Consider the following 18,942-nt stretch of genomic DNA (forward strand, 5'->3'; position numbering starts at 1 on the left):
GCGGGCGCCGGCCGGCCCCCCCCGCCCCCACCCCAACTCACCCATCTGGAAGGCGATATGTCCGTCGAAGCCCTACCCACCCCCCCCCAGGCCCGGCCCGCGCGGGCCGCCGGCCCCGCGCAAGCGGCCGGACCGGCCTTCCCGCCCGGCTTCCTCTGGGGCGCGGCCACCGCCGCCTACCAGATCGAGGGCGCCGCGAGCGAGGACGGCCGGTCGCCGTCGATCTGGGACACCTTCAGCCGCACCCCCGGCAAGGTCCGCAACGGCGACACCGGGGAGATCGCCGCCGACCACTACCACCGGTTCCGCGAGGACGTCGCCCTGATGTCCGAACTCGGCCTGGGCGCCTACCGGTTCTCGCTCGCCTGGCCGCGGATCCAGCCGGCCGGCGAGGGCCCCGCCAACGAGGCCGGCCTGGACTTCTACGACCGGCTGGTGGACGAGCTGCTGGCCCACGGCATCACCCCGGTCGCCACGCTCTACCACTGGGACCTCCCGCAGGTCCTGGAGGACCGGGGCGGCTGGACCGACCGCGGCACCGCGTACCGGTTCGCCGAGTACGCCGCCCTGGCCGCCCGCCGGCTCGGCGACCGGATCCCCGCCTGGACCACCCTGAACGAGCCCTGGTGCAGCGCCTTCCTCGGCTACGGAGCCGGCATCCACGCCCCCGGCCGCACCGACCAGGCCGAGGCCCTGACCGCGCACCACCACCTGCTGCTCGCCCACGGCCTGGGCACCGCCGCGCTGCGCGCCGAACTGCCGGCCGCGGCCCAGGTGTCGCTGACCCTCAACCTGGCGGCCGTGCGCCCGCTCTCGGACACCCCGGGGGACCTGGACGCGGCCCGCCGGATCGACGGCCTGGCCAACCGGATCTTCCTCGACCCGGTCTTCCACGGCAGCTACCCCGCGGACGTGCTGGCCGACACCGCGCACCTCACCGACTGGTCCTTCGTCCGGGACGGCGACCTGGCCGAGATCTCCCGCCCGATCGACTCGCTCGGGATCAACTACTACACGCCGACCGTGGTCGCCGCCGACGACCCGGCCGCGCCCGCACCGCGCCTGGACGGCCACGCCAGCGAGCTCTCCCCCTGGCCGGCCGACGAGGGCGTGCGCTTCCTGCCGGCCGAGGGCACCCGCACCGCGATGGACTGGCCGGTGGACGCGGACGGCCTGTACGAGCTGCTCACCCGGCTGCGCGACGACCTGCCCGGCGTACCGCTGCTGGTCACCGAGAACGGCGCCGCGTACGAGGACTACAGCGACCCGTCCGGGGCCGTGCACGACCCCGAGCGGATCGCCTACCTGCACGGCCACCTGGACGCGGTGCGCCGCGCGGTGGCCGACGGCGCCGAGGTGCGCGGCTACTTCCTCTGGTCGCTGCTGGACAACTTCGAGTGGGCGTACGGCTACAGCAAGCGGTTCGGCATCGTGCACGTGGACTTCGCCAGCCAGCGCCGCACGCCGAAGGACAGCGCCCGCTGGTACGCGGAGGTGATCCGCACCGGGCAGCTGCCCGAGCGCTGAACCCGCGCCGCACGACCGTACGGCCGCCCCGGGGATCTGACACCCCGGGGCGGCCGTACGGTTCTCGCCGTCCGCGGCGCCCGCCGGTCAGCGCTTGACCGGGAACCCCGAGCCGCGGACCGACTTGGTGATCGACTTCCACTTCTTCAGCCGCTCGGCGGCGAGCCGGGCGTCCGTGCGGGAGGCGATCCAGGCGTTCTCGCGCTGCAGCTTGAGGTAGCTCTCCCAGCGGCGCTGGGAGAGGGTGCCCTCCGCCAGCGCGGCCTGGACCGCGCAGCCGGGCTCGGTGTGGTGTCCGCAGTCGTGGAACCGGCACTCCTCGGCCAGCTCGCCGACCTCGGAGAAGGCCTGGGCCAGGCCCTCGCCGCCGAACAGGCCGACCTCGCGCAGTCCGGGCGTGTCGATCAGGACGCCGCCGTGCGCCATCGGCACCAGCTCGCGCGCGGTGGTGGTGTGCCGGCCCTTCTCGTCGACCGAGCGGGTCTGCTGGACCGTCATCACCGCCGCCTCGGCGAGCATGTTGGTGAGGGTGGACTTGCCGGCGCCGGACTGCCCGATCAGCGCGGTGCTGCCGGGGGTGCAGGCGCGCAGCACGTCCATCCCCTCGCCGGTCTCGGCGCTGACCACCAGCACCGTGACGCCGGGGGCGATGCCCTCGACGTCGGCGCGGATGTAGTCGGCGTCGGAGACCAGGTCGGCCTTGGTCAGGACGACCAGCGGCTCGGCGGCGGGCCGCTCGGCGCCGCCCAGCAGGGCCTCGCCCGTACCGCTGGAGGCGACCAGGGCGAGGAAGCGCTCGATCCGGCCGAGGTCGACCTCGGAGGCGAGCGAGACGCAGATCGCGATCTGGTCGACGTTGGTGGCCAGCACCTGCGCCTCGGACCGCTTGCTGTTGGTGGAGCGCACCAGCGCGGTGCGCCGGGGCAGCAGGGCCCGGACGGCCGGGCGCCCGCCGGGGGCCTCGTCGACGGCGACCCAGTCGCCGGTGCAGACGTAGCGCATCGGGTCCGGGGTGGACACGTCGGCCATCTCGGCCCGCAGCAGGCGCACCGCGTCACCGTCGGCGACGACGACGCTGCACAGCCCGCGGTCGACCCGCACGACCCGGCCCGGCAGCAGGCCGACGGCGGTGTGGAGGGAGAAGTCGGCGGCCCAGTCCTCGTCCCAGCCGTAGCCGGTGAGCGGGTGGGCGACCGAGGTGGACGGTGCGGAGGAGGTGGAAGGTGCGGAGGAGGTGGAGACGGTGGAAAGGGTGGAGAACGACAAGACGGGGTGACCCTTCAGGGGGTGGCCCCGGCTGCGCGCGCTCGGCGCGTCAGGAAGGTACGGACGTCCCGCAGGGGTGACGCCGGGTCAGCCGGAGACCAGGGGGGTGAGAGCGATGACCTTCTGGACGCGGACGGCGCCCACGGCGGCGACAGTCGTCACGATCCTCACCTCCCGGTGCACACACGGCTTCGACGGCGCGGCCCACGACGGGCCGTACCGGACGACGCCCACGGTAGCCAAGGGCGTCAGGCGCTGCCAGTCATTTTTCGCGGACCGGCCGGGCGGGGAGGCCCGCCCCGGCCCCTCCCGGCCCGGGCTGGCCTCCCCGCCCGGGCGGGGTCAGACCTGCGCCGCCTGCTCCGGAGGGGCGGGCTTCCGGGAGCCGGGCCCGTACCAGAGCAGCACGGCCGCCAGGATCGCCAGGACGGTGGCTCCGGCGGCCCAGACGAACACCGTCGAGACGGTGTCGGCGATCTCGCCGTTCCCGCCGGTGAACGGGATCAGCAGGACGGCCAGGCCGAGCGAGCCGCCGACGGTCAGCGCGGTCTGGAGCACCCCGGCGGTCACACCGGCGTGCTCGGGCGGGGCCGTGCTGAGGATGATCATGTTGAACGGGATGATCGCCACCCCGACGCCGAGGCCGACGAGCACGATCTGCGGGAGCACCCCGGTGACGTACGAGCTGTGCGCGTCGAGCAGGGTCAGCCAGGCCACCCCGATCAGGACCACGCCCAGGCCGAGCAGGGCGCGGGTCTTCGGCCCGACGCCGGAGACGTACCCGGTGAGCACCTGGGTGGAGACCAGCAGGGCCAGGCCGAACGGCAGGACGGCCAGACCGCTCTGCAGGGCGTTGAAGTGCAGGACGCCCTGCAGGTACTGGACCAGGTAGATCAGGAAGCCGGTGAGCACGGCGGCCAGCAGGAGCAGGTTCACGAAGGCGCCGGCGCGCTCGCGGCCGGCGAAGACGGCGGCCGGCAGCAGGGGCTCCGCGGTGCGCGGGTCGACGACCGCGAGCAGCAGCCAGAGCACCACCGAGGCGGCCAGCGGCGCCAGCGTTCCGGCGTCCCCCCAGCCCTTCTCGGCGGCGTGCACGAGCCCGTACACGGCGGTGGTGACGGCGGCGGTGACCAGGGCCGCGCTGAGCAGGCCGAGCGGGCGCGAACGGGCGCCGGTGCCGGCGAGGCCGAGCGTCCTCAGCGAGACGACGATGATCAGCAGGCCCACCGGGACGTTCACCAGCAGGCTCCAGCGCCAGTCGCCGGCCCAGGTGAGCAGGCCGCCCAGCACCATGCCGGCGGAGGCGCCGAGGCCGGTCACGGTCGAGTAGAGGCCGAAGGCGCGCTGCCGGCACTCACCCTCGAAGACCACCGCGAGCAGGGCCAGGCCGTTGGGTCCGGCGAGGGCGGCGCCCGCGCCCTGGAGCAGCCGGCCGGCCAGCAGCACCTCGATGTCCGGGGCCAGGCCGGCCAGCAGGGAGGCCAGCACGACCAGGCCGAGGCCGCCGACGAAGACCCGGCGGTGACCGAGGACGTCGCCGAGCCGGCCGGCGAGGAGGAGCAGTCCGCCGAAGGCGAGCAGGAAGGCGTTCGGGACCCACGACCCGGAGGCCGCCGAGAGGCCCAGGTCCGACTGCAGGGTCGGCAGGGCGACGTTCACGACGGTGCCGTCCAGCTGGAGCATGAACTCCGCGCCGACGATCGCCACGAGCAGCAGGCCCCGGGCCTGTGACCGGGTGTCCCGGGCCGGGACTTCGCCGGCAACAGCGTCAATGCTCATGAGTCCTCCGTGGCAGTGGCCCTGGCTGCATCCTGAGGCAGCCTCAGGTTAAGTGACGTCAGTTAAACTGAGGCTGCCTCAGGTAGTCAAGCAGGAGGATCCAGTGGCGCAGACCGAGCCCTACATCGCGCAGCGGCCCAAGCGGGCCGACGGGCAGCGCAACTACGACGCCGTCCTGACCGCCGCCCGCGGGGCCTTCGAGGCCGACGGCTCCAACGCCTCGCTGGAGGACATCGCCGCCCGGGCGGGCGTCGCGATCGGGACGCTGTACCGCCACTTCCCCACCCGCGCCACCCTGGTCGAGGCCGCCACCAGGGACGGCCTGCGCGATCTCGTCGCCCAGGCCCGGCGGGCGACCCCCGGCGACGACCCGCTGGACACGCTGACGGACTGGATGCGGCAGGCCGTCCGGCACTTCAGCACCTTCCGCGGACTGGTCGGCATCCTGGCCGCGAGCATGTACGACGAGGGCACCCCCTCGCACGCCATGTGCACGGCCATGCACGACGCCGGCGCCGAGCTGCTCGGCGCGGCCCAGCGCGCCGGACGGGTCCGCCCCGACCTCACCCCGGACGAGTTGTTCGACCTGCTCAGCGGCGCCGCCTGGGTGCGCGAGAACGCCGCGCCCGGCCACGACGGCAGCCCGCGGTTCCTCGCACTGGTGCTGGAGGGCCTGGTGCTGCCCGACGGGGCGCGCTGACCGGCGGGGGCGCCACCGACGCTCCCGACGGCCGGGCCCGGGCCGGACGGCCGCGCGGCACCGCCCCCGGCGCCCGACCGGAACGGGCACAGGATGTCGGGTGCGGCAGGGTGGCCCCTTCCTACGGTGAAGGCAAGGAAAGGAAGGACACCGGGTGCTGGAGCGACTGAATCAGGCCATGGAGCACATCGAGTCCCGGCTGGACGGGCAGATCGACGTGGCCGAGCTGGCCCGGATCACGATGACCTCGGAGTACCACCTCCGGCGGATGTTCTCGGCACTGGCGGGGATGCCGCTCTCGGAGTACGTCCGGCGCCGACGGCTGACCGTCGCGGGCGCCGAGGTGCTGGCCGGGCCGGGGACCCTGCTGGAGATCGCGGTGCGGTACGGCTACGCCTCGGGCGAGGCGTTCGCCCGGGCGTTCCGCGCGATGCACGGCGTCGGGCCCGGCGAGGCCAGGCGCACCGGCGCGGCCCTGCGCTCCCAGCCCCGGATGTCCTTCCGGCTCGTCGTCGAAGGGAGCAGCAGCATGAGGTACCGGATCGTGGAGCGGGCGGAGTTCCGGGTGGTGGGGCGCAGGGCCCGGGTCCCGCTCGTGCACGAGGGGGTCAATCCGGCCATCGCGGAGTTCATCAGGTCCGTCGGGCCGGAGACGGCCCGGCGGATCGCGCAGCTGTCGGACCAGGAGCCGGCCGGCATCGTCTCGGTGACCGACAACATCGACGAGAGCCGGGCCGAGGGCACCGAGCTCGACTACTACCACGCCGCGCTGACCCGGGCGGACCCGCCGGAGGACCTGGACGCCCTGCTCGTCCCGGCCGGGACGTGGGCGGTCTTCGAGAACACCGGCCCGTACCCGCAGGCCCTGCAGTACCTGTGGCGGGACGTCTACACCCAGTGGTTCCCGTCCAACCCGTACCGCAGCCGGCCGGGGCCGGAGATCCTCGCCGTCCGGCCGTCGCCGGACGGTGCGCAGGCCGACGCCCAGCTGTGGATCCCGGTGGAGCGCGGGGCGGCCTGAACCGGGCCGTGCCCGGACGCCCGTCCGGTCAGCCCTGCTCCCAGGGCGGGCGGGGCGGGCGGCCGGGGGGCTGGGCGCCGGGGAACCGGTGCTCGCCGAAGTCCGGGCCGAAGCCGGGGCCGTCCTCCGGACCGGGCTCGTCGCCGGGCGGCGGACCGGCCGGCCGGTCGCTGTCCGGCGGGGGCGGGCCGGGGCGGTGGTGGTGCGGGCCGCGGGCGGCCAGTCGGCCCTTGACGTTCTCGGGCGGCAGGAAGTCGGCCCAGCGCTCGGGGTACTCCGAGGGCGCGTCGCCCTCGTCGCCCTCCTCGCCCTCGTACTCCTCCTCGTAGCCCTCGGCGAGGCCGAGCTCGCGGGCCCGCCTGGCCCGCTCCACGGCCCGCCGGGCGGCGACCTCGCGGACGACCGCGGCGGCGGCCTCCTCGTGGGCGCGCTCGTTCTCGGCGCGGGCGTCGGCGGTCTCCAGGGTGGGCCAGCGACGGTCTATGGCCGCGTTCATCGCGGCGCCGATCAGGACGGCCAGCGCGACCACGCCGATCCAGAGCAGCACGGCCACCGGCGCGGCCAGCGACCCGTACACCGAGGGGCCCTCGACGGAGCTGACCAGGTAGACCCGGAGCAGCACGCTGCAGACCACCAGGACGACCAGGGCGACCAGGGCTCCGGGGATGTCCTCGCGCCAGGGCGTGGAGACGGGGACGGCGAGGTGGTAGAGGGTGGTGAGGAAGACCACCAGGAGCAGGATCGCCACCGGCCAGTAGAGCGCGCTGACCAGGCCGGCGGCGTTCGGCAGGGCGGCCACCACCAGCCCGGGCCCGGCCACCAGCAGGGGCAGCACCAGGGAGCCGATCACCAGCGCGCCGAGGTAGAGGCCGAGTGACATCAGACGGGTCTTGACGATGCCGCGCTTGCCGTCGAGGCCGTACATCACGGTGATGGTGTCGATGAAGATGTAGAGCGCCCGGGAGCCGGACCACAGGGACAGCAGGAAGCCGATCGAGATCAGGTCCGGCCGCTTGTCGTCGAAGACGCCGTGCAGCAGCGGTTCGACGATCTGGTGGACGGACGACTGCGAGAGCACCGTCCCAGCCGCTGAGACGATGTCCTGCTTCAGCTTGTCGATGGTGCCGGCGCCGAGGAACTCGTCGAGGTAGCCGAGCGTCCCCGCCAGGCAGAGCAGCAGGGGCGGGATCGAGAGCAGGGTGAAGAAGGCCGCCTCGGCGGCGAGGCCGGTGACCCGGTACTCGACGCAGGTGTTGGTGGTGTCCTTGATCAGCGCCCAGGCCGTACTCCGCCAGGTGACGCGCTTGGCGGCGCGTCGGGAGCCCTTGCCCCGCCGCCGGGAGGGGCGGTCGGGGTTGGGTCTCGTCATCTCGCCGGCTGGTTGCACAGCCCTACGGTATCGGGCCCGGCCCCGGAGACGGATCTACGGGCCCCCGGGCGGACGTCACGGGTCCCCGCCGGGGGGCCGGACGGCGGGGACGCCTCCGTGGGAGGGGACTCGGCGGGGGGTGCGGGTGCGACCGCGCGACGGGCCGTAACCTTCCGAGCGTGGGAAAGAGCCGCTTGTCTCACATCGCGAAACCATTACGTCCACTATTCGGACGTTAGTGGACCGACAACCGCCAGGCGTGCCAATCTCTTGCCATGCCTAGCGCCGGAACCACCCTGGTTGGTCGACTCCACGTCGATCTCCTCCGTGTGTCCAGCGCCATCTGTCCGGTGACCTGAGCTCCCACCCCGCCGCCACCACCGCACCCGGCGCCACTCCTCGTCATCCTCGCTGAAGCGGATGCGCGGGCGCCCACCCGGCCCCGGTCACTGTCCCCTGGTCCGGCACGTCACCGCGTGCAGGCCCGCAGGTCACAGCAGCGCCGCACCGGAGCAACGCCCAGCGCCTCCCCTCAGCGTCAGAGCCACCTGCCCGTAAGGATTCACCATGGCCACCACTCCCGAACCGGTCGAGCCCCAGGAAGAGAGCGCCCCCGCGCGCCGTCCCGCCGCCGCCCGCAAGGTGACCCGCCACCGCGGCGAGGGCCAGTGGGCCATGGGGCACTTCACCCCGCTGAACGCCAACGAGCAGTTCAAGAAGGACGACGACGGTCTCAACGTGCGGACACGCATTGAGACGATCTACGCCAAGCGCGGCTTCGACTCGATCGACCCGGCCGACCTGCGCGGCCGGATGCGCTGGTGGGGTCTGTACACCCAGCGCAAGGAGGGGATCGACGGCGGCAAGACCGCGATCCTCGACCCGCACGAGCTGGACGCCGAGTACTTCATGCTCCGGGTGCGCATCGACGGCGGCCGCCTGACCGTCGCCCAGCTGAAGGCCATCGCCGAGGTCTCCGAGCTGTACGGCCGCAACACCGCCGACCTGACCGACCGGCAGAACGTGCAGTACCACTGGATCCGCATCGAGGACATGCCGGCGATCTGGCAGAAGCTGGAGGGCGTCGGCCTCTCCACCACCGAGGCCTGCGGCGACACCCCGCGCGTCATCCTCGGCTCCCCGGTGGCCGGCATCGCCGAGGACGAGATCATCGACGGCACCCCCGCCATCGACGAGATCCAGCGCCGCTTCATCGGCAACCCGGAGTTCTCCAACCTGCCGCGCAAGTTCAAGTCGGCGGTCTCCGGCTCCCCGCTGCTGGACGTCGCGCACGAGATCAACGACATCGCCTTCGTCGGCGTCGTCCACCCCGAGCACGGCCCCGGCTTCGACCTCTGGGTCGGCGGCGGCCTCTCCACCAACCCCAAGCTCGGCGTGCGCCTCGGCGCCTGGGTCCCGCTGGAGGAGGTCGCGGACGTCTACGGCGGCGTCATCGGCATCTTCCGCGACTACGGCTACCGCCGGCTGCGCAACCGCGCCCGGCTGAAGTTCCTGGTCGCCGACTGGGGCAAGGACAAGTTCCGCCAGGTGCTGGAGGACGAGTACCTCAAGTACAAGCTGGTCGACGGCCCCGCGCCGAAGGAGCCCAGCGGCACCTGGCGCGACCACGTCGGCGTGCACCGCCAGCAGGACGGCCGCTACTACGTCGGCTTCGCACCGCGGGTCGGCCGGGTGGACGGCAAGCTGCTCGGGCAGATCGCCGACCTGGCGGCCGCGCACGGCTCGGACCGCCTGCGGACCACCGCCGAGCAGAAGATGATCGTCCTCGACATCGCCGAGGACCGCGTCGAGTCGCTGGTGGCCGGCCTGGAGGCACTGGACCTGCGGGTCACCCCCTCCCCGTTCCGCCGCGGCACGATGGCCTGCACCGGCATCGAGTACTGCAAGCTCGCCATCGTCGAGACCAAGGAGCGCGGCCGTACGCTCATCGACGAGCTGGAGGAGCGCCTGCCGGAGTTCGCCGAGCCGCTGACCATCAACATCAACGGCTGCCCGAACGCCTGCGCCCGCATCCAGGTCGCCGACATCGGCCTCAAGGGCCAGCTCGTCACCGACGAGAACGGCGAGCAGGTCGAGGGCTACCAGGTGCACCTGGGCGGCGCGCTGGGCCTGGAGGCCGGCTTCGGCCGCAAGGTCCGCGGGCTGAAGGTCACCAAGGACGGCCTGCCGGACTACGTGGAGCGGGTCCTGACGCGCTTCCAGGCCGAGCGCACCGAGGGCGAGCGGTTCGCCCAGTGGACCGCCCGGGCGTCCGAGGAGGCCCTGTCGTGAGCGAGCGCGCCGCACCCTTCCACTGCCCGTACTGCGGGGACGAGGACCTGCGCCCCTCCGCCGAGGGCGGGCACGGGGCCTGGGAGTGCGCGAGCTGCCGCCGGGCGTTCCAGCTGAAGTTCCTCGGCCTGCTGTCGCCGTCGAACACCGGGCACCGGAGCACACCCGCGAACGGGGGGAACCAGGATGACCAGCACGGTTGATTACGAGGCGATAGCCACCGCCGCCGGCCGCGACCTGGAGGAGGCACCGGCGCAGGAGGTCCTGCGCTGGGCCGCCGAGACCTTCGGCAAGCGGTTCTGCGTCACCTCCTCGATGGAGGACGCGGTCGTCGCGCACCTCGCCTCCTCGGTCTTCCCCGGCGTGGACGTGGTCTTCCTCGACACCGGCTACCACTTCGCCGAGACCATCGGCACCCGGGACGCGGTGGCGGCGGTGATGCCGGTCAACGTCATCACCCTGACGCCGCTGCGGAGCGTGGCCGAGCAGGACGCCGAGTACGGGCCGAACCTGCACGACCGCGACCCGGACCTCTGCTGCTCGCTGCGCAAGGTCGAGCCGCTGAACCGCGGCCTCGGCGGCTACGACGCCTGGGCCACCGGACTGCGCCGCGACGAGTCGCCGAGCCGCGCCGGCACCCCGGTGGTGGCCTGGGACGCGAAGCGCCGCAAGGTCAAGATCGCGCCGATCGCCCGCTGGACCCAGGAGGACGTGGACGCCTACGTCGCCGCCAACGGCGTCCTGCTCAACCCGCTGCTGTGGGAGGGCTACACCTCGGTCGGCTGCTCGCCGCTGTCCTGCACCCGCAAGCCCGCCGAGGGCGAGGAGGGCCGCGCCGGCCGCTGGGCCGACTCGGGCAAGACCGAGTGCGGCATCCACCTCTGACCCCGCCCCACCGACCCGTACCACCAGGAGATCCCACCGTGACCACAGACACGTCGGCCGTCGACGGAGCCGCAGAGGCGGCCCCTTCGGCTGCCCCCTGCGAGCGCGGCGCCACGGTGTGGCTGACCGGGCTGCCCAGCGCGGGCAAGACCACCCTCGCCTTCGCCCTCGCCGAGCGCCTGCGCTCCGAGGGCCACAGGGTGGAGGTCCTGGACGGTGACGAGATCCGCGAATTCCTCTCCAAGGGCCTCGGGTTCAGCCGGGAGGACCGGCACACCAACGTGACCCGGATCGGCTTCGTCGCCGAGAAGCTCGCCGCGAACGGCGTCAAGGTGCTGGCCCCGGTCATCGCGCCGTACGCCGCCTCGCGCGCCGCCGTCCGCGAGCGCCACGGCGCGCAGGGCACGGAGTTCCTGGAGGTCCACGTGGCCACCCCGGTCGAGGTCTGCTCGGAGCGGGACGTCAAGGGCCTGTACGCCAAGCAGGCGGCCGGCGAGATCTCCGGCCTCACCGGAGTGGACGACCCGTACGAGGCACCGGAGAACCCGGAGCTGCGGCTGCAGACGCAGGGCCGCGCCGTCACCGAGTCCGCCGCCGAGCTGCACACCTTCCTGACCACGAGGGGACTGGCATGACGACCGCGACCCACACCCTGCCCGGTACCGCAGGAGAGAACCCCGGCGGACCGTTCGCCCTGTCGCACCTGGACGCCCTCGAAGCGGAGTCGGTGCACATCTTCCGCGAGGTGGCAGGCGAGTTCGAGCGCCCGGTGATCCTCTTCTCCGGCGGCAAGGACTCCATCGTCATGCTGCACCTGGCGCTGAAGGCCTTCTGGCCGGCGGCGGTGCCGTTCGCCCTGCTGCACGTCGACACGGGCCACAACTTCCCCGAGGTGCTGGCCTACCGCGACCGCGCGGTGGCCGAGCACAACCTGCGGCTGCACGTCGCCCACGTCCAGGACTTCATCGACGACGGCCGGCTGCGCGAGCGCCCGGACGGCCTGCGCAACCCGCTGCAGACCGTCCCGCTGCTGGACGGCATCGAGTCCAACAAGTTCGACGCCGTCTTCGGCGGCGGACGCCGCGACGAGGAGAAGGCCCGCGCCAAGGAGCGCGTCTTCTCCCTGCGCGACGAGTTCGGCGCCTGGGACCCGCGCCGCCAGCGCCCCGAGCTCTGGAGCCTCTACAACGGCAAGCACGCGGTCGGCGAGCACGTGCGCGTCTTCCCGCTCTCCAACTGGACCGAGCTGGACGTCTGGCAGTACATCGAGCGGGAGAAGATCGAGCTCCCCGAGATCTACTACGCCCACGAGCGCGAGGTCTTCGCCCGCAACGGCATGTGGCTCACCGCCGGCGAGTGGGGCGGCCCCAAGGAGACCGAGACCGTCGAGCGGCGCCTGGTGCGCTACCGCACGGTCGGGGACATGTCCTGCACCGGCGCGGTCGACTCGGACGCGGCCACCATCGGCGACGTGATCGCCGAGATCGCGGCCAGCCGGCTGACCGAGCGAGGAGCGACCCGGGCGGACGACAAGATGTCCGAGGCCGCCATGGAAGACCGTAAGCGCGAGGGGTACTTCTAACCATGCCGACCGACCTGCACAACACCCAGGCCCCCTCCGAGAACCCGTTCGGCGAGGAGGCGTCGGCCACCGCGCTGCTGCGCTTCGCCACCGCCGGCTCCGTCGACGACGGCAAGTCCACCCTGGTGGGACGGCTGCTGCACGACTCCAAGTCCGTACTGGCCGACCAGCTGGAGGCCGTCGAGCGCGTCTCGCTCGGCCGCGGCCAGGAGACCCCGGACCTCGCGCTGCTCACCGACGGCCTGCGCGCCGAGCGCGAGCAGGGCATCACCATCGACGTCGCGTACCGCTACTTCGCGACCCCGCGCCGGCGCTTCATCCTCGCCGACACGCCCGGCCACGTGCAGTACACCCGCAACATGGTGACCGGCGCCTCCACCGCGGAGCTCGCCGTCGTGCTGGTCGACGCCCGCAACGGCGTGGTCGAGCAGACCCGCCGGCACGCCGCCGTGGCCGCGCTGCTGCGGGTGCCGCACGTGGTGCTCGCGGTCAACAAGATGGACCTGGTCGAGTACGCGGAGCCGGTCTTCGCGGCCATCGCCGCGGAGTTCACCGCGTACGCCGCCTCGCTCGGCGTCCGGGACGTGGTGGCGGTGCCGATCTCGGCGCTGGCCGGCGACAACGTGGTCGAGCCGTCCGCCCACATGGACTGGTACGGCGGCCCGACCCTGCTGGAGCACCTGGAGACCGTGCCGGTCGGCAGCGACCCCAGCGAGGAGCCCGCCCGGTTCCCCGTCCAGTACGTGATCCGCCCGCAGAACGCCGAGTTCCCGGACTACCGCGGCTACGCCGGCCAGCTCGCCTCCGGCGTGCTGCGCACCGGTGACACCGTCACCGTGCTGCCGTCCGGACACGTCACCACGGTGGCCGGCATCGACGCGCTCGGCAAGGAGACGGACATCGCCTGGGCCCCCCAGTCGGTCACCGTCCGCCTCGCCGAGGACATCGACGTCTCGCGCGGCGACCTGATCGCGGCCGGCGACGTCCCGACGCCCACCAAGGACGTCGCGGCGACCGTCTGCCACCTGCACGAGCGCCCGCTGCGGGTCGGGGACAAGGTGCTGCTCAAGCACACCACCCGCACGGTGCGCGCGCTGGTCAAGGAGATCGGCTACCGGATCGACATCGACACCCTCGAACAGCGCTCCGGCGCCGAGGGCCTGTCGGTCAACGACATCGGCCACGTGGTGCTGCGCACCGCCGAGCCGCTGTCGCTCGACGACTACTCCGACAACCGCCGGACCGGGTCCTTCCTGCTGATCGACCCGGCCGACGGCACCACCCTCACCGCCGGCATGGCGGGCGAGGCCTTCGACACGATCGCGCCGGACGCGACGGACGAGGAGGACTGGGTCTGATGCCCCACGAGGCGTTCTCGGGCATGGACAAGGAAGGCGGCCGCATCGGCAGCGGCGTCCTCGGCAGCGGCCAGGGCGGACTGACGCGATGTGTGGGCGGACAGGGGCACTGATCCCCTGTCACCGGGCCGGCTGCCCTGTGCCATCCCACAGTTGGCACAGCAGGCACCGCCCGGCTTGCCCGGCATCACGATGCCGCGAGCGATACCCCCAGCCTCCGTACCAGGGACGTCAGTTGACGGCCCGTCCATGAACAGGACGACTTCTCATGGCTTCGAACCAGTTCCCCCATAATGCTGCCCGCACCCCGGCCGGCCGGATCAGACGGTCCGCCGTGGCGGTCGTCGCCGGCCTCACCGCCGTCACCCTGCTGACCGCTTGCGGCTACGGCTCGAAGAGCACCGACAACAAGGCGGCCGGCTCGCCGGCGGCGGCCTCCCCCGCGGGCGACGTGAAGCTCTCCACCGACACGGTCAAGATCGGCTACTTCGCCAACCTGACCCACGGCACCCCGCTGGTCGGCCTGAAGGAAGGCATCTTCCAGAAGGAGCTGGGCACCACCCAGATCAAGCCGCAGATCTTCAACGCCGGCCCGGCGGAGATCGAGGCGCTGAACGCCGGCTCGATCGACATCGGCTGGATCGGCCCCTCCCCGGCCATCAACGGCTTCACCAAGTCGGACGGCAAGTCGCTGAAGATCATCAGCGGTTCGGCCTCCGGCGGCGTCAAGCTGGTCGTCAACCCCGACAAGGTCACCTCGCTGGACGACCTCAAGGGCAAGAAGATAGCCACCCCGCAGCTGGGCAACACCCAGGACGTGGCGCTGCTCAACTACCTCTCCACCAAGGGCTTCAAGGTCGACGCCAACACCGGCGCCGGCGACGTGTCGGTCGTCCGCACCGACAACAAGGTCACCCCGGACGCCTACAAGTCCGGTGCGATCGACGGCGCCTGGGTGCCCGAGCCGACCGCCTCCAAGCTGGTCACGCTCGGCGCGAAGGTCCTGCTGAACGAGAAGTCCATCTGGCCGGACAACAAGTTCGTGATCACCAACATCATCGTGTCCCAGAAGTTCCTCAAGGAGCACCCGGACGTGGTGGAGGCCGTACTGCGCGGCTCGGTGAACACCAACGCCTTCATCAAGGCCAACCCGGAGAAGGCCAAGGCCTCCGCCAACGCCGCCATCAAGGAGGCCGCGGGCAACGCGCTGGAGCCCGCCGTCCTCGACCCGGCCTGGCAGGACATCGACTTCCTGGACGACCCGCTGGCCGGCACCCTGCAGTCGGAGGCGGACCACGCGGTGACCGCGGGCCTGCTCAAGAAGCCCGACCTGAACGGGATCTACGACCTGACCCTGCTCAACAAGGTGCTCAAGGCCGCCGGTCAGAGCGCCGTGGCGGACGCCGGGCTCGGCACCAAGTAGCCGGTATGCCGCGGCCGGCCCACCGCCGGCCGCGGCACCCGCAGCGCGACCCGCACAAGCTCCGCGGTCCGGAACCCCGCCCACCCGGTCGATGCCCAGTCACAGGGCCGGGCGGGGCCGGACCCCGGCTCCCACTCAGCCAGTCCGCCAGTCCACTCATGCAGGAGGTGCCCGGATGAGCCCGGCACTGACCACCTCGGAAGACGCCCCCGGCGCCGGGGTCCTGGACGGCTCCCCCGCCGTCCGGATCTCGCACGTCCACAAGTCCTTCGGCCGCCCCGGCGCCGCGACCCACGTGCTGGACGACATCACCCTCGACGTCGCCCCCGGCGAGTTCGTCACGCTGCTCGGCGCCTCGGGCTGCGGCAAGTCCACCCTGCTCAACCTGGTCGCCGGCCTCGACAAGCCCTCCTCGGGCACCATCGAGGTCCCCGGCGGGCGCCCCTCGCTGATGTTCCAGGAGCACGCGCTCTTCCCCTGGCTCACGGCCGGCAAGAACATCGAACTCGCGCTGCGGCTCAACGGCGTGGCCCGCCCCGAGCGCCGCCCCGAGGCCGAGCGGCTGCTGGAGCTCGTCCGCCTCAAGGGCTCCTACGGCAAGCGCGTGCACGAGCTCTCCGGCGGCATGCGCCAGCGCGTCGCGATGGCCCGCGCGCTCGCCCAGGGCAGCTCCGTCCTGCTCATGGACGAGCCGTTCGCCGCGCTCGACGCGATCACCCGGGACGTCCTGCACGACGAGATCACCCGGATCTGGGCCGAGCAGAAGCTCACCGTCCTGTTCGTCACCCACAACGTGCGCGAGGCCGTCCGGCTGGCCCAGCGCGTGGTGCTGCTCTCCTCCCGCCCCGGCCGGGTCGCCCGTGAGTGGCGGATCGACCTGCCGCAGCCGCGCCGCATCGAGTCCGCCGGCGTCGCGGACCTGTCCATCGAGATCACCGAAGAACTGCGTGGGGAGATCCGCCGCCATGGCCAGCACTGACACCGCCCCCGGCCTCGTCAAGGACTCGGTGCCGGACTCCGTCAGCGTCGAGGCCGGCCTCGACGCGCTGGAGACCGTCGCCGCCCCGGGCCAGTCCTTCGCCCAGACCCTGCGGCAGAAGGCCCTCCCCCCGCTGCTCGGTGTGCTCCTGGTGCTCGCCCTCTGGCAAGGCGCGTACAGCCTGGAGCTGACCAGCTCCTACAAGCTGCCCAGCCCGGCCGACGTCTGGGACGCCGCCGGGGACCTGTGGAACGCCGGCACCCTCTTCGAGATCATCTGGACCAGCGTCTGGCGCGGCCTGTCCGGCTTCGTCATCGCCGTCGTCATCGGCACCCCGATCGGCCTGCTGGTCGCCCAGGTCAAGCCGGTCCGGGCGGCCGTCGGCCCGATCCTGTCCGGCCTGCAGTCGCTGCCCTCGGTCGCCTGGGTTCCCGCCGCCGTCATCTGGCTCGGCATCAACAACCAGATGATGTACGCCGTCATCCTGCTCGGCGCCGTCCCCTCCATCGCCAACGGCCTGGTGGCCGGCATCGACCAGGTGCCGCCGCTGTTCCTGCGGGCCGGTCGCACCCTCGGCGCCAGCGGCCTCTCCAACGCCCGGCACGTGCTGCTCCCCGGCGCGCTGCCCGGCTACCTGGCCGGTCTCAAGCAGGGCTGGGCGTTCTCCTGGCGCTCGCTGATGGCCGCCGAGCTCGTCGCCAGCTCGCCCGACCTCGGCCAGGGCCTCGGCCGCTACCTGGAGAACCAGCGCGAGTTCTCCGAGATGTCCGGCGTGCTGCTCGGCATCATCCTCATCCTGTTCGTCGGCATCGCCATCGAGCTGTTGGTGTTCGCCCCGATCGAGCGCCGGGTGCTGCGCAACCGCGGCCTGCTCGCCGCCGCCCGGTAAGGTCGAAGGTCATGTTCCTCACTCGGCTGCCCGCTGCTCCGCCGGCGGGCAGCCCTGCCCTGCTGCTGATCGCCCACGGCAGCCGGGACCCGCGGCACGCCGCCACCGTGGACGCCCTGGTCGGGCGGATCCGCGGGCTGCGGCCCGCACTGGACGTCGCCACCGCGTACCTGGACCACTGCGCTCCCCGGATCCCGCAGGTCACCGGCCGGCTGGCCGGCGCACCGGCGGTCGCCGTGCCGCTGCTGCTGGGCCGGGCCTTCCACGCCAAGAGCGACATCCCGGCCGCCCTGCGGGAGGCGGGCTCGGACCTCCCGCTGGCCGGAGTCCTCGGCCCGTCGCCGCTGCTGCTCGCCGCGCTGGAGCGCCGGCTGGCCGAGGCCGGGCTGGACGTCGGCTCGGCCGCCGTCCGGGCCCGGACGGGCGTGGTGCTCGCCGCGGCCGGCTCCTCCGACCCGGCGGCCGACGCCGCCACCAGGGCCCTGGCCGCCGACTGGCACCGCGGCCGCGGCTGGGCCGGTGTGGAGGTCGCCTACGCGTCCGCCGCCGGCCCCCGGGTGCCCGACGCGGCCGACGCCCTGCGCGCGGGCGGCGCCCGCCGGATCGCCGTCGCCCCCTACCTGCTCGCCCCCGGGCTGCTGCCCGACCGGATCGCGGACGCCGCCGCGCGGGCCCGGGCCGACCTCACCGCGACCGTGCTGGGCGCCGCCCCGGAGGTCGCCGAGCTGATCCTGCGCCGCTACGACGAGGCCCGGACGGCCGTCACGGTGGGCGCCCGGCAGCAGGCAGCGGTCCTCAGCGCCTGATTGACCGGCCCCTGAGTGCCCGGCGCCCGTGTGCCCGGCCCCTGAGTGCCCGGTGCCGAGCGGCCGCCGTACGGCGGTCAGCCCGTGACCTCGCCCGCCACCGCGTCCCCGCTCCCGGACTCCGCCAGCAGCTGCGCGAGCGGAGTGCGCGCCAGCACCACCGCGCCCGCCAGGATCGCCAGCGCACCCGCGATCTCCGGCACCAGCCACCAGCCCGTCCGGACCGTCTCCTCGTACAGCGCGACCCCGAGCACCAGGCTCACCAGCGCGTCCGTGAGGGTCAGGGCCGGCTGCGAGGCCACCAGCGGACCGGACTGCATCGCGTTCTCCAGCAGGAACACCGCACCGGCGCCCGCCAGCGCGAAGCCGTAGGTCTGCCAGGCCTCGAAGAACCCCGCGACCCCGTCGCTCTGCCAGGCATGGGTGGCCGCCTTCATCAGCGCCGCCGTCAGCGCGTTCCCGATCGCCGCCCCCGCCGCCAGGGCGCCCGCCCGCAGCCGGCCCGGCGGGTGCCGCCGCGCGACCAGGACCAGCAACGCCACCGCCCCGGTGCAGCAGCCGACCGCCACCGCCCAGCGCCCGTCCGGCGGCTGCGTGATCCCGCCCTGCGGGTCGGCCGCCGCCAGGGCCACCCCCAGACCGGCGACCACGGCCAGCACCGCCAGCCAGCTCCCCCGGGTCAGCCGCCGCCCGAGGACGACGCCGGCGATCAGCATGGCCATCGGCAGTTCCAGCACGAACAGCGGCTGCACCAGTGAGAGCGCGCCCTCGGACAGCGCCAGCGCCTGGAAGCAGGCCGCCAGCACGATCGCCCCGAACCCGGCCAGCCACACCGGCCGGTGCAGCAGCTCGACGATCAGCCGCAGCCGGAACCCGGCCGACAGCGGCACCGTGGCGGCCGCCTTGCGCTGGAGCACGGTGGCCGTCGCGTTGCTGGCCGCGGCGAGCAGGGCGAACGCGACGGCCCAGACGCTCTGCACAGCTCACTCCGCTCCGCCGGAACCCACAGCACCCGGCCAGCCTGCCATCCGGCCGGCCCGCCCGGGCGCGCCGGCGGGCCGTACCG

Annotated in this window: 18 protein-coding genes; 14 read left to right on the forward strand and 4 right to left on the reverse strand. The window is 73.3% G+C overall.

The annotated features are described in order from the left end of the window. Positions 1 to 57 precede the first annotated feature (57 nt). A complete protein-coding gene (locus ACFTWP_RS14255; RefSeq protein ID WP_380264797.1) occupies positions 58 to 1,527 on the forward strand; it encodes a GH1 family beta-glucosidase in 1,470 nt (489 codons plus the stop codon). An 87-nt stretch (positions 1,528 to 1,614) separates the two neighbouring features. On the opposite strand, the gene rsgA is transcribed toward ACFTWP_RS14255, so the two are convergent. Together rsgA and ACFTWP_RS14265 are read right to left on the reverse strand one after the other, a co-directional pair. After that, positions 1,615 to 2,793, reverse strand: a complete 1,179-nt coding sequence (rsgA, locus tag ACFTWP_RS14260; RefSeq protein WP_380264799.1) for a ribosome small subunit-dependent GTPase A — start codon at positions 2,791 to 2,793, stop codon at positions 1,615 to 1,617. A 342-nt stretch (positions 2,794 to 3,135) separates the two neighbouring features. After that, complete coding sequence (locus ACFTWP_RS14265; protein ID WP_380264800.1) at positions 3,136 to 4,572, reverse strand: MFS transporter; 1,437 nt, start codon at positions 4,570 to 4,572, stop codon at positions 3,136 to 3,138. 103 nt (positions 4,573 to 4,675) lie between these two features. On the opposite strand from ACFTWP_RS14265, the gene ACFTWP_RS14270 reads away from it, so the two are divergent. Next, on the forward strand, positions 4,676 to 5,272 hold the full coding sequence (locus ACFTWP_RS14270; protein ID WP_380264801.1) for a TetR/AcrR family transcriptional regulator: 597 nt from the start codon (positions 4,676 to 4,678) through the stop codon (positions 5,270 to 5,272). Between the two features lie 154 nt (positions 5,273 to 5,426). Further along, positions 5,427 to 6,293 carry a GyrI-like domain-containing protein gene (locus ACFTWP_RS14275; protein WP_380264802.1) on the forward strand — a complete coding sequence of 289 codons (867 nt, stop codon included), beginning with the start codon at positions 5,427 to 5,429 and terminating at the stop codon, positions 6,291 to 6,293. Positions 6,294 to 6,321: 28 nt separating this feature from the next. Here ACFTWP_RS14275 and ACFTWP_RS14280 read toward each other — a convergent pair whose 3' ends face one another. Beyond that, positions 6,322 to 7,662 carry a YihY/virulence factor BrkB family protein gene (locus tag ACFTWP_RS14280; protein ID WP_380264803.1) on the reverse strand — a complete coding sequence of 447 codons (1,341 nt, stop codon included), beginning with the start codon at positions 7,660 to 7,662 and terminating at the stop codon, positions 6,322 to 6,324. 275 nt (positions 7,663 to 7,937) lie between these two features. Between ACFTWP_RS14280 and ACFTWP_RS14285 the strand changes: the two genes are divergently transcribed. From ACFTWP_RS14285 to ACFTWP_RS14335, 11 genes are all read left to right on the forward strand, one after another. Then, the gene (locus ACFTWP_RS14285; RefSeq protein ID WP_310593185.1) at positions 7,938 to 8,021 is read left to right on the forward strand and encodes a putative leader peptide; all 84 of its coding nucleotides are present in this window, start codon (positions 7,938 to 7,940) and stop codon (positions 8,019 to 8,021) included. Positions 8,022 to 8,229: 208 nt separating this feature from the next. Then, positions 8,230 to 9,954 (forward strand): nitrite/sulfite reductase, encoded by a 1,725-nt coding sequence (locus ACFTWP_RS14290; RefSeq protein ID WP_380264804.1) that lies wholly within the window; start codon positions 8,230 to 8,232, stop codon positions 9,952 to 9,954. Beyond that, positions 9,951 to 10,157: a hypothetical protein gene (locus ACFTWP_RS14295; protein ID WP_380264805.1), complete on the forward strand. Its 207-nt coding sequence runs from the start codon at positions 9,951 to 9,953 to the stop codon at positions 10,155 to 10,157. The genes ACFTWP_RS14290 and ACFTWP_RS14295 overlap by 4 nt, the downstream gene beginning before the upstream one ends. Continuing rightward, positions 10,141 to 10,839 (forward strand): phosphoadenylyl-sulfate reductase, encoded by a 699-nt coding sequence (locus ACFTWP_RS14300; RefSeq protein WP_380264806.1) that lies wholly within the window; start codon positions 10,141 to 10,143, stop codon positions 10,837 to 10,839. The genes ACFTWP_RS14295 and ACFTWP_RS14300 overlap by 17 nt, the downstream gene beginning before the upstream one ends. A gap of 38 nt (positions 10,840 to 10,877) precedes the next feature. Then, positions 10,878 to 11,474 carry an adenylyl-sulfate kinase gene (gene cysC, locus ACFTWP_RS14305; protein WP_380264807.1) on the forward strand — a complete coding sequence of 199 codons (597 nt, stop codon included), beginning with the start codon at positions 10,878 to 10,880 and terminating at the stop codon, positions 11,472 to 11,474. Then, a complete protein-coding gene (gene cysD, locus ACFTWP_RS14310; RefSeq protein ID WP_380264808.1) occupies positions 11,471 to 12,421 on the forward strand; it encodes a sulfate adenylyltransferase subunit CysD in 951 nt (316 codons plus the stop codon). Before cysC ends, cysD begins: the two co-directional genes overlap by 4 nt. 2 nt (positions 12,422 to 12,423) lie before the next feature. Next, positions 12,424 to 13,779, forward strand: coding sequence for a sulfate adenylyltransferase subunit 1 (locus tag ACFTWP_RS14315; RefSeq protein WP_380264809.1), 1,356 nt, complete (start codon positions 12,424 to 12,426; stop codon positions 13,777 to 13,779). A gap of 268 nt (positions 13,780 to 14,047) precedes the next feature. Continuing rightward, entirely contained in the window at positions 14,048 to 15,202 is a 1,155-nt protein-coding gene (locus tag ACFTWP_RS14320) for an aliphatic sulfonate ABC transporter substrate-binding protein (protein WP_380264810.1), read from the forward strand. A 175-nt stretch (positions 15,203 to 15,377) separates the two neighbouring features. Then, positions 15,378 to 16,181 carry an ABC transporter ATP-binding protein gene (locus ACFTWP_RS14325; RefSeq protein WP_073922040.1) on the forward strand — a complete coding sequence of 268 codons (804 nt, stop codon included), beginning with the start codon at positions 15,378 to 15,380 and terminating at the stop codon, positions 16,179 to 16,181. Further along, positions 16,168 to 17,070, forward strand: coding sequence for an ABC transporter permease (locus ACFTWP_RS14330; RefSeq protein WP_380264811.1), 903 nt, complete (start codon positions 16,168 to 16,170; stop codon positions 17,068 to 17,070). The genes ACFTWP_RS14325 and ACFTWP_RS14330 overlap by 14 nt, the downstream gene beginning before the upstream one ends. An 11-nt stretch (positions 17,071 to 17,081) precedes the next feature. Then, positions 17,082 to 17,876 carry a sirohydrochlorin chelatase gene (locus ACFTWP_RS14335; protein WP_380264812.1) on the forward strand — a complete coding sequence of 265 codons (795 nt, stop codon included), beginning with the start codon at positions 17,082 to 17,084 and terminating at the stop codon, positions 17,874 to 17,876. 77 nt (positions 17,877 to 17,953) lie between these two features. Here ACFTWP_RS14335 and ACFTWP_RS14340 read toward each other — a convergent pair whose 3' ends face one another. Then, on the reverse strand, positions 17,954 to 18,856 hold the full coding sequence (locus ACFTWP_RS14340) for a DMT family transporter (RefSeq protein WP_380264813.1): 903 nt from the start codon (positions 18,854 to 18,856) through the stop codon (positions 17,954 to 17,956). Between the last annotated feature and the right edge of the window lie 86 nt (positions 18,857 to 18,942).

Source organism: Kitasatospora sp. NPDC057015 (genome assembly GCF_042673745.1).
GTDB lineage: Bacteria > Actinomycetota > Actinomycetes > Streptomycetales > Streptomycetaceae > Kitasatospora.

Bases quoted from the DNA above. Each gene is read 5' to 3' on its own strand.
- ACFTWP_RS14255 (WP_380264797.1), top strand. From the start codon at position 58: ATGTCCGTCGAAGCCCTACCCACCCCCCCCCAGGCCCGGCCCGCGCGG.
- ACFTWP_RS14265 (WP_380264800.1), bottom strand. From the start codon at position 4,572: ATGAGCATTGACGCTGTTGCCGGCGAAGTCCCGGCCCGGGACACCCGG.
- ACFTWP_RS14280 (WP_380264803.1), bottom strand. From the start codon at position 7,662: ATGACGAGACCCAACCCCGACCGCCCCTCCCGGCGGCGGGGCAAGGGC.
- ACFTWP_RS14285 (WP_310593185.1), top strand. From the start codon at position 7,938: ATGCCTAGCGCCGGAACCACCCTGGTTGGTCGACTCCACGTCGATCTC.
- ACFTWP_RS14290 (WP_380264804.1), top strand. From the start codon at position 8,230: ATGGCCACCACTCCCGAACCGGTCGAGCCCCAGGAAGAGAGCGCCCCC.
- ACFTWP_RS14300 (WP_380264806.1), top strand. From the start codon at position 10,141: ATGACCAGCACGGTTGATTACGAGGCGATAGCCACCGCCGCCGGCCGC.
- cysD (WP_380264808.1), top strand. From the start codon at position 11,471: ATGACGACCGCGACCCACACCCTGCCCGGTACCGCAGGAGAGAACCCC.
- ACFTWP_RS14315 (WP_380264809.1), top strand. From the start codon at position 12,424: ATGCCGACCGACCTGCACAACACCCAGGCCCCCTCCGAGAACCCGTTC.
- ACFTWP_RS14320 (WP_380264810.1), top strand. From the start codon at position 14,048: ATGGCTTCGAACCAGTTCCCCCATAATGCTGCCCGCACCCCGGCCGGC.
- ACFTWP_RS14325 (WP_073922040.1), top strand. From the start codon at position 15,378: ATGAGCCCGGCACTGACCACCTCGGAAGACGCCCCCGGCGCCGGGGTC.
- ACFTWP_RS14330 (WP_380264811.1), top strand. From the start codon at position 16,168: ATGGCCAGCACTGACACCGCCCCCGGCCTCGTCAAGGACTCGGTGCCG.
- ACFTWP_RS14335 (WP_380264812.1), top strand. From the start codon at position 17,082: ATGTTCCTCACTCGGCTGCCCGCTGCTCCGCCGGCGGGCAGCCCTGCC.